This window comes from Frankia sp. AgKG'84/4 (assembly GCF_023242965.2).
In the GTDB taxonomy this organism is placed as follows: domain Bacteria; phylum Actinomycetota; class Actinomycetes; order Frankiales; family Frankiaceae; genus Frankia.
Map to the genome: position 1 here is coordinate 1 of NZ_JALKFU020000071.1, position 15,545 is coordinate 15,545.

The following is a 15,545-nucleotide window of genomic DNA, read 5'->3' on the forward strand; positions in this document are numbered from 1 at the left end:
GCCGGGCCCCGATGGTGGAGGCGCGGAGACGGGCGGCCCGCCGGCCGGTCGCCCCGCGTGGCCGCCACGGGTCGGCGGGCGCGAGGGTGCCGGGGAGAACGGTGTGGTCGACATAGATCGCCCCCGATCAGGCGCAGGGTCGGGCGGACGAGTACGCCGGCGGTGCAGCGGTGCCCGGCCGCCGGGCATCCCACCCGGCGCTCATGCTAGGTCGGCTGAGCAAGCAATCCGGTGCGAACGGTAAGTTCTCCGGCTTTTTTGTGACCATTAATGAGATTCGTTCTCTGTGTGGACGTCGGCCCTGGCGTGGTGCGGCATGCCGCAGCGTCACATGGCCACACCTGCAGGCCGATCTGGTCTGGACCGGCAGGCAGGAGCGGTGCGCAGTAGCCATCCGGCCTACGCGCGCCCGCTGAGCCGAAGGCGACAGCGGTACGAACACGGCGTAACCGTACCAGCGCGGTCGCGCAGCGGGAGCATCGGCTGACACATTCCGCATGACCTCCGCACGATGAGCATTCAGTGTCCGGTTGATAGGCGTGGCCGCACGATCAATATTGCTGTCGGTGACTCGTTTGGCGCTTTCGGCGTACCTCGTGGAGGGGGTGCACCGTTGCTCCTCCACCGCGCCCACCGTCCGCTGGTGGGCGGTCGCGCATCAGCGGGCGTAGTACTCGACTACGAGCTGTTCGTCGCACACCACCGGAATCTCCGTACGCTGTGGTCGCCGATCGGCGACCACGGTGAGTTGGCGGCGATAGACCTCCAGGTAGGGCGGTGGGTCCGTGGCGGGATCAGGTCCCTGCGCGACGAGCCGGAACAGGCTCATCTCGCGGCTGCGAGGTGCTACGGAAACGACGTCGCCGGGCTGGAGGCGCTGGCCCGGCCGGTCGACGCGCTCGCCATTGACATGGATGTGCCCGTGGCTGACGAACTGCCGGGCCTGATAGATCGTCTTGGCCAGCCCGGAGCGCCAGACCGTTGCGTCCAAGCGGCACTCGAGGTCCTCGATGAGCGTGTGACCGGTTCGACCCGAGCCCCGGGCCGCGGCGGCGAAGGCCGCCCTTAGCTGCTTCTCGCTGACGTGGTACTGGAAGCGCAGGCGCTGCTTCTCCCTCAACCGCTCCTTGTAGGGCGTCATCGTCACACGGCGCTGGCCGTGGACTCCCGGCGGAAACGGCCGCCGCTCATAGTGTCTCACCGCCTTCTCCGTGAGGGGCAGGCCCAGGCTCCGGCTCAGTTTGACGACCGGCTTGTGGCGCATCGCGCTCTTCTCCTTTAAGTTAGGTAAACCTAAGCTAGTCAACCATAGCTGCAGGTCGAGGTGGAGGTACGGATGGCGGACCAGAGGCGGCGCGCTGAAGGCGTAGCGATCAGGGCGGCTGTGCTGTTGATCAGCTCGGCGCCCTGCGCCAACCTTGCGCTGTGGGGCGGCCGAGTCGTGCATGGCCTGCGCTTCATCGCGGCGGCCGCCGAGGCAGCCCTGGCGGAGCCAGACAGTTCACCGGTGGCTCCCTGGCATGCGGGGATGTCGCCGGCTCATCCGGTGATGGGATCCACCGCGCCGGAATCGTCGGCGGCTGTGGCACCAGTGGGTGGGGAGCCGGTGCCGCGCACCGATCGGATCCTCGTGCTCGCCCCCTCCGTGATGATGGGCACGTTCGGCGACCAGGATGTGGCCGCCCGACTGAACCTGTGCGGGCCGTCGCCGGACACGGGTAGGTGGGTGTCGGTCGCGTTCGGCGGCTGGGTCTCACCGGTGGGCGCTGCGCTGGCGCGAGCGGCCGCGATCACTTTCGCCGAGCGGCATCCGACCCCGGACCTGCTCGGACTCGGTTCCGGATGGCTGCTGCTGCAGATGGAAATCGCAGAGGCGGTGGTCCGGACGGAGCGGGCCTGCGTCCTGCTCGACACGGCGGACTCGACGGCGCTGCTGTCCGGCGGGTCGCAAGACTGATCGATCTCGCGTCCGTCGGCGGATCATCCGGCGTTCTGGATGTCGTTCTGGATCTCGGCGAGTCGGGCGCGCAGCTGGTCGAGTCGGCTGTGCAGCTCCGTCAACGTCCGTTCGTAGCCTGGCCAGACGCTGGTGCGGAAATCGACCGCGCCGCGGCCGTCCCAGTTCTCCGGATCGGTAAGGGTCCTGGCGGTGGAGCGGAGTTCGTCGAAGTGGCCGAGAAGCGGGCCGTTGACTATCGAGGCAAGGCCGGCGATGGCGCTGACCGCCTCAGGAGTGCTGCGTACGGTCAGGTCAGACCGGGTCATGGTGGTCTCCCTGCGGAGGCTGGCGCGGCGAGTCGGTCAGGGGGTTGAGCGGCCTGGTCATCAGCTCCCTGCCTCGGCGGTCCTCCTGTTGATCTCGGCGATGCCGTGGGCGAGTTCGGTGAGGTTGGCGTGCAGAGTGGTGAGCGCGTGCTGGACCTCCGGCCAGATCTGGCCGCGGAAGACCTGGGCTTTCGGCCCCTCCCAGTGCCGCGGATCCGCCAGGGTGTTGCCGTGGTTGACGAGGTTCGTGGCCGTCCGCTGCAGGGCTGGTAGCAGCTGGCTCATCCGTCCGGCGGCCTGCGTGGCCGCCGGGGTGGTGACCGTTCTCATGTGACTCCGTTGATGGCGATGGACGGGGTGGACAGGGCTGGGTTCGGCTTGAGGGACGAACGATCTGGATGGGGGTGACAGAACCGTCGCGGACGATGACGCCGCGCCCGGGCGGCTGGAGGCCCGTGCCACCGCGGGGAAGCCGGACGCCGAGAAGGTCGCCGTCCGTGGTCCGTCTGGGCGAAAGCAGTAGGCCGTGCCCCTCCCTACGGACGTCCACCGCGACACCGCGGTACTGCAGGAGCAGCTCCTCCGTGTGCCCGGCCAGGATCAGCGCGCCCCCGGTGTCGCGGGCATGCCGCCAGTGGTCGGCGAGCGTGGTGGCCGCCGGCTCGCCGATCAGCTCGGCGTCGTCGATCAGCACGGCGGCCGGGAGACGGCCGGCCAGCTGGCCGAGCCAGGAACGTTCGACCGACGGCGGCCACTGTGAGCCGTCCGGAGGTCGGACGCCGCCGCCGGGCCCGACGTCATCGAGACGGTTCAGGTCGGCGTCGAAGAGGGTGACACCCGGATGGCGCCGTAGGCGCCGCATCGGCGATGCGCGTGGGGTCACGGCGATGATGGCCTCCCCGGCGGCGAGCAGGGACAGCGCGATCGTCAGCAGAACGCTGCTCCGACCGGCGCGCGGCGGGCCACCGATGACGAACCCGGGAGCGGCGGTGAGATCGATCTCGATGACGTCGAGCTCGTCACCCCCCACCCCGAGCACCACCCTTCGGCCGGAACCGGCCGAGCCACCGACCGCCTGACCACCGCGCGTCCGGACCAGCTGGCTGTGCTCGACGCGCTCCGGTAGCGGCTCGACGCGAAACGGACGGCGCTCGGCCCACCGGGGATCGGCGGCGACGACCTGATCGGCCAGTCTGCCCACCGATCGCAATGCCACCGTCTGGGCCTGCCCGGACGGATCCGAGGCGAGGAGTCCCAGCTGGACCTCGACCGGATCGGGATAGCGCCCCCCGATCGCGACGCCTCGCCCGGCCGGCAGCCGCTCGGGCAGATCAGTCGTGGTGAGGCCGGCGAGCGCGTAGTCGCCCGGGTCCGCCATGCGCAGCACCAGCCGTTCCTCGATCAGCGACGCGACGCGCCCAGCCAACGCACGACGGTCCGAGGAGAGAACGATGCGCAGGCCGGCGGCAGCCCCTTCCCGTAGCAGCCGCAACAGGCTTTCGACCAGGTCCCCACCGTCCAGGTCCTCGAACTCGGCGAGAAATCCCTCGAAGCCGTCGACCAGGACAACGATGTAGGGCAGGCCAGGGAGGCCGCCTGATCGCCGTGCTTCGCGCAGGTCAGCCACCCCGTCGGCGGCGAACTGTCGCCGGCGGCGCTCCACGGTGCTGGTCAGCCGGGCGAGCAGCCGGCCGACCCGCTCGACGTCGTCGCGGCCGACACACGCACCGGTGTGCGGAAGAGCGCTCAGCGGGGTGAGCGCGTCACCACCGAAGTCCAGACAGTAGAGGTGGACGTCCCGGGGCGAGAGCGCGGCGGCGATCGCGCCTGCCACGGTGCGCAGTGCGGTGGATCGCCCCGACCGGGCGGCGCCGACAACGAGCAGGTGGCCGCCGTCCACGACATCGAAGGTGAATGGCCGCTGGGCCTGGAGGGCGCAGTGGTCGGCGAGACCGATCGACACCGGGATGAGGTCTCCGGGCGTCCGGCGGTCCCGGGAGTCGAGCACGGAGATCTGGTCGAGTAGGGGTGGGAGCCAGGGGCGTCGCTGCTCGGGTACGTACAGTGCCATGGCGGCTTCGCGTACCGCGTGGACCAGGACGGTTAGTTCGGTGTCCCCGGCGGCGGACCCGACCTGGGTGTCCCTGGCGACCTCGCCGCTGGTCTGATCCGGCCAGAGCAGTGGAATCACTTCGGGCGGGGGCGCCCCGGCCTGCGCGTTCGCGGCCGGACCGCCGACCCAGCCCGTCTGCACCACCGACACACGGTCCGGCCCGGTCCGCAGCACTGCTCTGCCTGGCGTCGCCGTCGAGATGAGGGCCGCGTCCGGCCGGCCGACGATGTCCTCGCTCTCGGCCGCGTCGGTCACTCGTAGTGCGATGCGCAGGTTCGTGTTGGCCCGGATCTCGGGGGAGACGACTCCGCTCGGTCGCTGGGTGGCCAACAGGAGATGCAGACCCAGGGATCGGCCGCGCTGGGCGAGGCTGACGAGGCCGGCCACGAAGTCGGGCAGCTCGCGGGCCAGAGTCGCGAACTCGTCCACGACGAGCAGTAGCCGCGGGGGAACGGTGCCGTGGGGCCGTGACTGCCGTGCGAGCGCCGCCAGATCCTTGGCCTGGAACCGGGCGAGCAGCTCCTCGCGCCGGCGCAGCTCGGCCGACAGCGAGACCAGAGCGCGCCGGACCAGATGCGGGTCCAGATCAGTTACCAGGCCGACGGTGTGGGGAAGCGCGGCGCATTCGGCGAACGCGCTGCCCCCCTTGTAGTCGACAAGGACGAAGACCAGTTCGTCCGGTCGGTAGGTCATCGCGTGCGCAATGATCAGCGTCTGAAGCAGCTCGGACTTGCCTGATCCGGTCGTTCCCGCGATCAGGCCGTGCGGGCCGTCTCGGACGATGTCCAGCTGGAATGGCCTACCGCTGGCGATGCCGATCGGGACCGGACGCGGGCCAGCCGCGGCCGGAGTTTCCTGGGCGGCCTGCCAGCGCCGGCTGACCGCGGCCGCGGTCAGCCGGTCCAGACACATGATCTCCGAAAGTGAGACGGCGGCGGGCAGCGCGCTGTCGTCGCCTCCCGGCTCACGTAGCGGTGCGAGCGCCCGCGCCACCGACTCGCACCACCGCGCGGACCCACTGAGTCCTGACGGGCTGAGGTGAGCGCCGACCGGCCCGACGAGATCGGGCCTGATGCCCGCAACGGTCGTGCCCCGATCCTGGCGCATCGTGAGGTGGCGACCCACCAGCTCCACGACGGCGCCACATTCGGCGGGCAGGTCCCGCACCGTCGATTCCAGACAGAGGACGTGCACTCCGACAGCGGGACCCGCCTCGAGTACGGCGCTCACCCCAGGGCGGGAGCGCAGCGTGCGCGCGCCGTCGAGCACGACCAGGACGTCCGGCTCATGCGCGGCGTTCCGAGGAGGGTGATCCTTTCGGTCGTCGATGATCGCGCGCAGCTCGCTGACACAGGTGGAAAGGCCGGTGGCGTCCGCCGCGAACCAGGCGATCGTCGAGGACGCACGCCGGCAGTGCGGTAGCCAGCGAACCCAGCGCCAGTCGACAGCGTGCGCCGGATCGGCCACCAGCACGCAGATAGCCAGGGTCCGAGGGCCGTGCTGGACGGCGGCCTGAACGACGAGCCAGTGCCCGAGGGCGCGGGCGACCCCAACGGGGCCGGCGACGCCGATGACGCCATGGTCGGCCAGCGAGATCACCGCGGGGACGTTCGCGCTGAGCCGGTCCGTCGCCTGACCTGGAACGGCCGGCGAGACCTCGATCGCGGTCGGCTGCGTCGCGGTCCCCACCCGCAGCAGCAGATAGTCCTCATCGCTCCGGCGACTTCGCCACAGCCCTGCGTCGCGCCGCCAGGCACTGACGAACAACCCCGCCGGATCGGGATGGTCGGCGTGCTGCTGATCCTGCTCGATCCGCAGCGCCACCTCTGCCGCGCGCCGCACCTCCGCGCCGAGCCGCTGATGGCGAGTGCGTTCGGCGCGAAAAGCGCGGCGGTCGCTTCGCCGGGTACTCACCACCGACGCCACGAGATTCACGGGTCCGAGCAGACCGAACAGCAGCAGGGTGGTGGATCCCAGCGCCACGGCCAGACCGGCCGCGGCCAGCAGGGGCAACAGGGTGGCCAGGACCGGGACCGGAGTCGCCCGCGGGCGCGTGGGCGGTACGGGTAGCTGGAACGCGGACGACTCACGCGACGCCCGGAGTCGGGGCGGACGGTTGACCTCTAGCCGACCTGGCGTCGTCGCGGCCGGCAGCCGAGGGAATTCCGCGGGCGGAGGCGGCTGGAGTCGGAGTGTGAGCGCGGGCGAGTGCACCAGGATGACCGACGCGTCGGTTGCTGTTGCCTCGGCCGGTGGGGCGACGTCGACGTGCGGGCCCGGCAGGACATCCCAGGTCCCGTCGACAGCGATTCGGACTGTCAGGTGAGGTGGCTCACTCGCACCTGCGGGGCCAAGCAGCACCGCGCCGTCCGGCTCGATGCTGATGGCGTGTTCGCCCGCCGGCAGTGGATGAATGACTCCGGCGCCCGGGCCCGCCGCGACGACGAGATCGACGAGGCCGGCGGCGGAGACTCGGCGGCACGCGGGCGCGTCGAGGAGCAGGACAGCGCCCTCGTGTACTGGGGACCGCGCGAGCGGCAGGCTCGGGTCGAGGGGGGCGGCGTGACCGGCGAGGCTCAGAGACGGCCCCGCCCGGGCCGGAGCGCGGTCGTGGCCGCTGGGCCGGATGGCGGCCGCGAGCGCGACGGACAACATGCCGACCGGAGTTTCGCCATCGGCGCGTACGAGGACGTCGCCGCGCGCTCCGGTATGGAGGTCATGAACGGTGAAAGTGAGCTGCACAGGCCGGAGATTACGGCTGGGAAAACGGTCCTGGCGAGTGTAGGCGACGCTCCGTGAATAACTTTTGGTTTATGGTCGCGAGAATTCTCGTGGAGCAGCAGAAAGGTCGAGTCACGGAGTGGAATGGCTTCGCCGCGCCCGACCCGTCCTATGCTGGGAGCGGGTCCTGATCAGCTCTCGGCCGGCTCGTGCCACCAGCACGTCCCAGTGCTCGGCCGGGGACTGGCTGGTGCCCCGCGTTGCTGAAGCCGATGATTTTCGCCTGTTTTCCGGCGATGCGGACGACGCGGACGGGAGCGCGACGTGGGTCAGCGCGGCGCCTATGCTGACCGAGAGGCGGATGCGGTGACCATGCACGTCGAGCGGTTCCGTGAGGGCGGCGCCAAGGCGTTCAGCGAGATCGGCGACGGCGGCGGCGGTGCCGGCTGTGGTGAGTACGACGAATTCGTCGCCGTCCCATCTCCCGACTATGTCGGTCGGGCCGAGTACGCTTGCGAAGCGCCTTCCGGCGGCACGTAAGGTAGCGTCTCCAACTGAATAGTCGAAAGAGCTGTTGACGCGGCGAAAGGAATCCAGATCCAGGAAGAGTGCGGCCAGCCCTGTTGTGTCCGGCGAGGCGGTTATGGATTCCTCGCCGGCGGCGGGAACGTCCGGGTTGGCTTTTCCAGTGGCGGCGGAACTCGCCGCGAACCACGCATGCAGTGCGGCCCGGTTCGGCAGGCCGGTGACGGCGTCCGTCGTCGCCCGATGCTGGAGCGCCGTCTCCCGCTGGTGTCGCTCGGTGATGTCGTCGACGACGACGATCACCCCGGCGCCGCGTATGAAGGTGCTCATCCGAACGTCGAGCCAGCGGTGGTTCCCGACCGTGGGTTGTGGCAGTTCGATCCGTGCCCGGGTCCGTCGGCGGTCGATGATCTGGCGGGACAGTCGGGCCAGTTCGCGGACGCGGGACACCTGATCGACATGGAGTCCGTGGGTGTTGTCGGGCGGTGCACCACCGTCCGGGTCGCTCCGCTGGCCGGCCGCCCGCTCGGCCGCGTCCGCGGCCTGGTCACAGGCGGCCAGCCAGCTCATGCCCGGGCGGACGGGGAGCAGTGCGAAGCCTGTCGCGGCGCTGCGGCGCCAGGCTTCGCTCAGACGGAGCACCGTGCCGTCCGGGCCGAGCACGGCGACCGGTGTTGGAAGGGAGTCGAAGACGGCCGCAACAACATCGTCGGTGATCACCGCGCTGATGTCCTTCCGGCTGCCGGGCTGTGGTGTAGCAGTGGGCGCCGCGCGGTACGCGGCGACGACACGGCTAGGGGCCGCCCACGTCGAGGCCTGCCGACGCGCGATGCCAGGCAGGATTCTCCGGTGGTTCTGAACAGGCCGGTTCCATTTGGCCGGAAAGTGTCCGTAGAAAGGTGATCCAGAGTGCTTGAGGTGTGATCGGGTAGTGACTGTCGAGGCCCTCGCGGGCTCAGTGGTGGCCGGACGTGTGCCGACCACCACCGGGAGTCCTGACATCAGCTCGGGTTGAGCGGCTGAGGGCGGTCAGGAGGCGAGCCGCGGAGTCAGATCTCGGTGAGGAGGCTCTGCATGTCGCTGATCTCCGTGGTCTGGGTGCGCTGGACGTCCTCGGCAAGCTGGCGGGCCGGCGGATGAATGCCGTCGCGCCGTTCGGCTGCCGCGGCGGAGACGGCTCCCTGGTGGTGCTCAATCATCATCGCGAGGAAGAGCTCGTCGAAATTGGATCCGCGCGCATTGCGCAGCGCGGTCATGTCCTCGACAGACATCATCCCGTCCATGTCGCCACCCGGCGTCATGGACGCCATCGCCTGGTCGCTCATGGTGTGGTCCGAGTGCGGGGCGCTGGTGGGACTCGTACCGGGCAAGCTGTGCGGCGCCGGAGCTGCGACGGCCCGTCCCCAGGCGGTGAGCCAGCCGGTCATGGTGGCGATCTGGGGTTCCTGCGTCGCCCGGATCTGTCGTGCCATGGTGCTCACCCGGGCGTCCCTGGCTCGGGTGGAGGCCAGGTCGGCCATCTCGATGGCCTGGCGGTGATGGGGAATCATGCGCTGGGCGAACGCGATGTCCGCCGCGTTGTGTGCACCGGTAGCGGTGTCCTCCTGGTCGGCGCCATTCCCGTCGCCGCCACAGGCCGCGAGAAAGGCCAGGGCGAACAGGGTCACGAAAAGCAGTACCAGTCGTCTCACGTTCGGTTTCCTCGTCTGCTGGATGCCTGCAGGGCCGTGGTCCGTAGCCGGCCGGCGGAGTCCAGGGCGACATCCTCGGCCGCGTCCGGCGGTCTACCGGCGAAGAACGCAGAGTTGGGAGAGCGCGGGAGCGGGGGAGTGCGGCCAGTCGCCGGGCGGCAACCGGTCTGGCCGCGGCGGACGACGGAACCGGTTCGGCAGCCCTCGCGCGGACCGGGCAGCGCTGGCCAACAGCACGATGAGGAGGAAAAGGCCGCTGAGTCGGAGAACAGCCATGCACAGTGGGCCGGAGTGGGCGCCATGCTGCGGGCCCCCGGAGAAAGGCGGACCGAGCGTGGCGTTCCGTCCGGGCCCGGGGTGCGTCATGGTCGCGTTGGCGCCCACAATCGGCGACGAAGCCGCATGGCCAACGGCCAGATGATGCCCGGCCGGCCCCGTGCGGCCCGGGTGAATCGACAGGCCGCCGTGCATCACCAGAACACCGAACAGCAACGGCACGACGACGATCAGCAGCGAATACCTGCCCCCGCCGAGCTTTGCGCGGATCAGGGCGGGCACAGTTGCATGATGCTCCGCGACCCGGTCGGCCGCCGAATCGTCCAGCACCTCCGGACCGGCCCCTTCGGCGGTCCGCCAGGTAAACGGTGCGAACGCCTCGCCGGCCTGTTCCCGGAAGCGCCGGCCGTCAGGCTAGCTCTGTGACCCGGTGGACGAGCGGAGGGCGGAGCCCGCCGACGTAGGCGGCGGACCCCGGGATAACGAAGGGCGGAGGCTCCGGGATTTGAACCCGGGAGGGGGTTGAAGCCCCCAACCGCATTAGCAGTGCGGCGCCATAGACCGGACTAGGCGAAGCCTCCCAACGTGCACCGCCATCATAGCGTCTCCGCTCAGGGTACGAACGGGCCGGGTCCGGCCGGCGGTGCGCGGCGTGGATCACAGGCTCAGTCGGTGAGCGCGGATGGATCTGCCGGGTCCGTGACCGGTACGGTCAGCCCGGGACGATGCTGACCGCCGCCGGGTCCGCCTGGGCGCCGTCCGCCGCCGGTGGCGCGATGGCACCGGCTCCGCTGGCGAGGTGCCCAGCCTGCTCGGGCTGGCCGCCGAGGGCGGTGAGGACCGCCCGCGCGATCTCCCCGCGCCGGGACTCGTCCGCCACCGGCGCGCCGTCCGGCTCGCGCAGGTAGAAGGCGTCGACCACGTCGAGGCCCAGGGTCGCCACGATCGCGGTGCCGACGTTGAGCCGCAGCACGGACAGCTCCCGGACGATGCGGAACAGCACCCCGGCACGGTCGGGGGCGCGGACCTCCAGCACCGTGGTCTCCCCCAGATCATCGAAGATCACCTGCGGCGGTCCGGGAGTGGTCCAGTGCTTCACACCGGCGTAGTCGCGTTCCCGGGCGGCGAGTCGTTCCGCGATGTCCACCGTGCCGGCCAGTGCGGCGCGCAGGTCGGCCAGCAGCTTGGCCCGGTCCGGCACCCGCCCGTGCGACGCGGCGACGGCAGCCTGCAGCAGCGCCCGGCCGTCGTGGCTGCGGGCGGAGGCCCGCCGGATGTCGAGCCGGTTCATCGCGAGGATCCCCGCGGTCACGGCCAGCAGGCCGACGCGGTCGGTGGTGACGACGACGACCTCGAACATCCCCTCGTCGGGCAGCGGGTTGACCTGGACGACATGCTCCTCCGTCAGGGCGAGCAGGTCGCGCTGGCGGTCGTCGAGGCGGGGCGGGCAGGGCATCCGTTCGCCGCCGAGCAGCGCCCGGGCGCGGGTGACCAGATCGCCGATCAACCGGGCCTTCCAGGCATTCCAGGCGCTCGGCCCGGTGGCACGGGAGTCGGCCTCGGTCAGCCGGTGCAGCAGGGTGAGGACCCGGTCGCTGCCGACGGCGGCGGCGACGGCCTCGATGGTCGCCAGGTCGTCGATGTCGCGCCGGGTGGCGGACTCACCGAGCAGCAGGTGGTGGCGCACCATCGCGACCAGGACGGCGACGTCGTCGGGGGGCAGGCCGAGGCGCGGGCCGATCAGCAGCACCTGTTCGATCCCGGCGTCGGTGTGGTCGCCGGGGAAGCCCTTGCCGATGTCGTGCAGCAGCGCGCCGAGCAGGAGCAGGTCCGGCCGGTCGACCTCGCGGGTGAAGGCGGCTGCCCGGGCCGCGGTCTCCATCAGGTGCCGGTCGACGGTGAAGCGGTGGTACGGGTTGCGCTGGGGGCGGCTGCGTACCGCCGCCCACTCCGGCAGCAGGCGGACGAGCAGGCCGACCTGGTCGAGGGACTCCAGGACGCCGATGGCGACGTCCCCGGTCGCCAGCAGCGCGACGAGGGCGTCGCGGGCGGCGGGCGGCCACGGTGACGGCATCTCGGGTGCCTCGCGGGCGAGCCGGTCGACGGCGTAGCGGCCCAGCGGCAGGCCGGTGCGCGCCGCCGCTGCGGCGACCCGCAGCACAAGGACCGGGTCCTTCGCCGGTTCGACGTCCAGGGCGAGCTGGATCTCGCCACCCTGGTCGATCACGCCTTCGTCGAGGGGGCGCCGCACGGGCCGGCGGCCGGGGCGCCAGGAGGTGTTGCGCAGCCCGGCGGCGGTCCGGTACCAGGTGGCGTCCCAGGCCCAGGAGATGGTCCGCCCGGCGTCGGCGATGATGTGGGCGAGCGCCATCGAGTCGGGGTGGCCGAGCGCCTCGGCGACGGCCGTGCCGTCCTGGAGCAGCATCCGGTCCTGGGGGCGCCCGGAGCTGAGGCGGCGGATCTCGCCGCGGACGTCGAGCAGCACGCCGGCGGCGGCGAGAACGCGTTCGGAGGGCACCTCGGCGACCCAGGCGGCGGCGAGGGCTCGCAGGGCGTCGACGTCACGCAGGCCGCCGCGGGACTCCTTGACGTCGGGTTCCAGCAGGAAGGCGACCTCGCCGAGCCGCGCGGAGCGCTCGGCGACGGCGGCGGCGAGCTCGGGCAGCCGTTTCGGCGCCCGGGTGCGCCAGCGGGTGCGGGCGCGGCTGGACAGTTCCCGGCTGAGGTTCTCGTCGCCCGCGACATGGCGGGCGTCGAGCAGGCCGAGCGCCGCCTTGAGGTCGTCGTCGGCGACGGCGACGGCTTCGTCGATGGTGCGCACGCTGTGGTCGAGACCGACGCTGGCGTCCCACAGCGGGTACCAGACCGCGTCGGCGACGGCGGACACGTCGCGGCGGCGGCCGTCGTGGAGGAGGACCAGGTCGAGGTCGCTGCCGAAGGCCGGTTCGGCCCGGCCGTACCCGCCGACAGCGACGAGGGCGATCCCGGGACCGGGCTCGCCGAACAGTTCGACGAGCACCTCGTCGGCCAGGTCGGTGAGGTGACGGCGCAGCGCGGCTCCGGTGGCCGCGGGGAGCGGCTCATGCCGGCCGCGCAGGACGTCGAGGCGGTCCTTCATGGGCGTCCTCCTCGGCGGTGGGCTGCCCGTCCGGCCAGGGCGACCGGTCCCCGGTCGGGACCGGTCGCGGACACCCAGCCGGACGTGACGTTCCCGGTGCGCATGGGCGCGGCACCGCGCCGATGACCGCGCGGTGCCGCCTCATGTGCTGGTGCTGTTCTCGCTGATACTGCTGTTCTCGCTGATACTGCTGGAACTGCTGGTGTGCTTGCCGTGCTGGACATTCTGATGGTGCCGAACGTCCGGACCAGAGGTGGTGCTGGTGCGCGTCGCGTGTCGGCGGATGCGGCCCGCGACGCCGCCCACCGCGGCGAGGTCACCGTTCGGTGGCCCCGCCGCTGCGGCGGTCAGATCGCGTCGTCGCCCCGCTCACCGGTGCGAACCCGGATGACGGACTCGACCGGAACGACCCAGACCTTGCCGTCACCGATCTTGCCGGTCTGCGCGGCCGCGGTGATCGCGGCGACCAACTCGTCGACGGACTCGTCCGAGACCACGACCTCGATCTTGATCTTCGGAACGAAGTCGACCTTGTACTCCGCGCCGCGGTAGACCTCGGTGTGGCCCTTCTGCCGACCGAAGCCCTGCACTTCGGAGACGGTCAGGCCGTGAACGCCCAACTTCTCCAGTGCCGTCTTGACGTCGTCCACCTTGAACGGCTTGATGACAGCGGTGACGAGCTTGGTCATGCCTGGGCCTCCTCAGGCACCTTGACGGGGGTGACGCTGGAGGTCAGCGAACCGCCACCGCCGCCAATGGAGGTGTAGCGGTAGGCCGTCTCCCCGTGCAGGGCCTCGTCCATACCGGTGACCTGGTCCTCGTCGGTCATCCGCAGGCCGATCGTGTACTTGATCGCCAGCGCGATGATCAGCGTGACGGCGGCCGAGTAGCCGAGCGTCGCGCCGACCGCGAGGGCCTGCTCGCCGAACACGCTCCACGGGCCGCCGTAGAACACGCCGTCCTTGCCGGCCGAGTTCGTGTCCACCGTGGCGAACAGACCGGTCAGCAGGGCGCCGAGCACACCACCGATGAGGTGGACCGCGCCGACGTCCAGGGAGTCGTCGATGCCGACCTTGCCCTTGATGGACGTGGCCAGGGCGCAGACGATGCCGGCGATGCCGCCGACCGCGATCGAGCCCATCGGGGAGACGAAACCACAGGCCGGGGTGATGGCGACCAGACCGGCGACCGCACCGGACGCGGCGCCGAGTGTGGTGGCCTTACCGTCGCGCAGCTTCTCGACGGCGAGCCAGCCGAGGATCGCGACACCGGCCGCGATCTGCGTGTTGAGCAGGGCGAAACCGGCGAGGCCGTTCGCGGCCAGCGCCGAACCGGCGTTGAACCCGAACCAGCCGACCCACAGGATGCCGGTGCCGAGCAGGACGAACGGCACGTTGTGCGGCCGGAAGTCCCCGCTGGGCCAGCCGACCCGCTTGCCCAGGACGAGCGCGAGCACGATCGCGGCGATACCGGCGTTGGCGTGCACGACCGTGCCACCCGCGAAGTCCATCGCGCCGCGCTTGAACAGCCAGCCGTTGGTCGCCCACACCCAGTGCGCGATCGGCGAGTAGACGAACAGCGACCACAGCGTGATGAAGATCGCGAACGCGCTGAACTTCATCCGGTCGGCGACAGCACCGGTGATCAGGGCGGGCGTGATGATCGCGAACATCAGCTGGAACGCGACGAACACGACGTAGGGGATGGCTCCATCGCCCTCGCTCAGGTTCTGCAGCGCGGCGAAATGGAATCCGCCCCAGAAGCCGTTACCCGAGCCGAAGGCCAGGCTGAAGCCCAGCAGGGACCACACGAGCGTGACGATGCCGATGGCGAAGAAGTTCTGCATGATCATGCCGAGCACGTTCTTCGCCCGAACCATGCCGCCGTAGAAGAAGGCAAGTCCGGGTGTCATGAACAGCACGATTGCAGCACTTGTGAGCATCCACGCGGTGTCGCCCGAGTTCAATTTGTCCATGTCTCTCCTGTCATCCCCCCGCGCGGTGCGCGGATGCGCTCACCCGGTCCCCGGCCACGCTGCTCTCGTCCCGGATCCTCGGGTCCGAAGAGTCGGCAAGATCTGTTCCCAACCTGTGTCTTAGCTGTTTCTTACGTGTGAAATCGCTAAATTGGGCGCCCCGTGGCCCGTTTCGGCAGTCTCTCGGTGGGTGCACGGAGACTCTCCGCCGGGTTCGGCGTGCTTCCGTGACTGTACAACTGCGAATAGTTACGGTCCGGCGGTGTGAGCAGCGTCCCTGCGGAGGGCTGGCATCGCGACGCCGGCGAACCGCAATCCGAGACCCGCCACTACGACGCCGACGCCGGGAGCGGCTCCGAAGGACTCGCACGTCGGGCTGAAACACCGGTCCTGATCCCAGCACCACGGACGCCATTGCCACCGCCCCACTCATCGCACTCGATGCCATCGTTGTCGCCCTTGTCGGCGCCAGCCCCGCAATCTCCGGAATCCCCCTCTTCGGCGCCACCGTCAATGCCGGTACCTGCGTCCTTGTTGTCACCGTTCTCGCCGCTGATGCGGTTGCCGGCGCCGCCGGCGCGGTACCGACCGCAAGGCGCGGGTGGCCCGCGTGGCCGCACCACCCGGCTGACCGGGCCGGTCGCGGCGGCCCTGGCGGGGCTGCTGCTGGCCGGGTCCGCGGCCCTCGCCGTACCGGCCGGTGTCGCCTGGGGGGCGCCATCGTCGACCTCGTCGAGCCTCGACGCCGTGCGGGCCGACATCGAACGCACCCGGGCCGCGCTCGACGAGTCCACCCGGCAGACGGCACGGGCCGCCGAGGAGTTCGACGCCGGGCGGATCCGGCTCGCCGCGGCGCAGCGG

Annotated in this window: 10 protein-coding genes, 1 tRNA gene and 1 pseudogene; 2 read left to right on the forward strand and 10 right to left on the reverse strand. The window is 70.8% G+C overall.

Annotated features, from left to right (window positions below; all coding sequences use genetic code 11):
- Positions 1–658: 658 nt before the first annotated feature.
- Complete coding sequence (rpsD, locus tag MXD58_RS07480; protein ID WP_248841265.1) at positions 659–1,264, reverse strand: 30S ribosomal protein S4; 606 nt, start codon at positions 1,262–1,264, stop codon at positions 659–661.
- Positions 1,265–1,606: 342 nt separating this feature from the next.
- On the opposite strand from rpsD, the gene MXD58_RS07485 reads away from it, so the two are divergent.
- Positions 1,607–1,957, forward strand: coding sequence for a hypothetical protein (locus tag MXD58_RS07485; protein WP_248841264.1), 351 nt, complete (start codon positions 1,607–1,609; stop codon positions 1,955–1,957).
- 23 nt (positions 1,958–1,980) lie between these two features.
- Here MXD58_RS07485 and MXD58_RS07490 read toward each other — a convergent pair whose 3' ends face one another.
- The 9 genes from MXD58_RS07490 to MXD58_RS07530 form a co-directional block, all read right to left on the reverse strand.
- Positions 1,981–2,265: a hypothetical protein gene (locus MXD58_RS07490; RefSeq protein WP_248841263.1), complete on the reverse strand. Its 285-nt coding sequence runs from the start codon at positions 2,263–2,265 to the stop codon at positions 1,981–1,983.
- Entirely contained in the window at positions 2,252–7,033 is a 4,782-nt protein-coding gene (locus tag MXD58_RS07495) for an FtsK/SpoIIIE domain-containing protein (RefSeq protein WP_250609141.1), read from the reverse strand. Before MXD58_RS07495 ends, MXD58_RS07490 begins: the two co-directional genes overlap by 14 nt.
- Positions 7,034–7,231: 198 nt before the next feature.
- Positions 7,232–8,074: a diguanylate cyclase domain-containing protein gene (locus MXD58_RS07500; RefSeq protein ID WP_250609142.1), complete on the reverse strand. Its 843-nt coding sequence runs from the start codon at positions 8,072–8,074 to the stop codon at positions 7,232–7,234.
- Positions 8,075–8,673: 599 nt separating this feature from the next.
- A complete protein-coding gene (locus MXD58_RS07505; RefSeq protein WP_250609143.1) occupies positions 8,674–9,315 on the reverse strand; it encodes a DUF305 domain-containing protein in 642 nt (213 codons plus the stop codon).
- A 93-nt stretch (positions 9,316–9,408) separates the two neighbouring features.
- On the reverse strand, positions 9,409–9,921 hold the full coding sequence (locus MXD58_RS07510) for a DUF6153 family protein (RefSeq protein WP_248841259.1): 513 nt from the start codon (positions 9,919–9,921) through the stop codon (positions 9,409–9,411).
- A 160-nt stretch (positions 9,922–10,081) separates the two neighbouring features.
- Positions 10,082–10,172: transfer RNA gene (locus MXD58_RS07515), tRNA-Ser, on the reverse strand.
- A gap of 131 nt (positions 10,173–10,303) precedes the next feature.
- The gene (locus MXD58_RS07520) at positions 10,304–12,709 is read right to left on the reverse strand and encodes a [protein-PII] uridylyltransferase (RefSeq protein WP_248841258.1); all 2,406 of its coding nucleotides are present in this window, start codon (positions 12,707–12,709) and stop codon (positions 10,304–10,306) included.
- A gap of 347 nt (positions 12,710–13,056) precedes the next feature.
- On the reverse strand, positions 13,057–13,398 hold the full coding sequence (locus MXD58_RS07525; RefSeq protein ID WP_248839404.1) for a P-II family nitrogen regulator: 342 nt from the start codon (positions 13,396–13,398) through the stop codon (positions 13,057–13,059).
- Complete coding sequence (locus MXD58_RS07530; protein WP_248839406.1) at positions 13,395–14,684, reverse strand: ammonium transporter; 1,290 nt, start codon at positions 14,682–14,684, stop codon at positions 13,395–13,397. Before MXD58_RS07530 ends, MXD58_RS07525 begins: the two co-directional genes overlap by 4 nt.
- Positions 14,685–15,197: 513 nt before the next feature.
- On the opposite strand from MXD58_RS07530, the pseudogene MXD58_RS07535 reads away from it, so the two are divergent.
- Positions 15,198–15,545, forward strand: a pseudogene (locus tag MXD58_RS07535) (hypothetical protein); the annotation flags it as partial.

Coding starts and splice junctions, on each gene's coding strand:
- MXD58_RS07530 (WP_248839406.1), bottom strand. CDS start 14,684: ATGGACAAATTGAACTCGGGCGACACCGCGTGGATGCTCACAAGTGCT.
- rpsD (WP_248841265.1), bottom strand. CDS start 1,264: ATGCGCCACAAGCCGGTCGTCAAACTGAGCCGGAGCCTGGGCCTGCCC.
- MXD58_RS07495 (WP_250609141.1), bottom strand. CDS start 7,033: ATGTTGTCCGTCGCGCTCGCGGCCGCCATCCGGCCCAGCGGCCACGAC.
- MXD58_RS07525 (WP_248839404.1), bottom strand. CDS start 13,398: ATGACCAAGCTCGTCACCGCTGTCATCAAGCCGTTCAAGGTGGACGAC.
- MXD58_RS07520 (WP_248841258.1), bottom strand. CDS start 12,709: ATGAAGGACCGCCTCGACGTCCTGCGCGGCCGGCATGAGCCGCTCCCC.
- MXD58_RS07490 (WP_248841263.1), bottom strand. CDS start 2,265: ATGACCCGGTCTGACCTGACCGTACGCAGCACTCCTGAGGCGGTCAGC.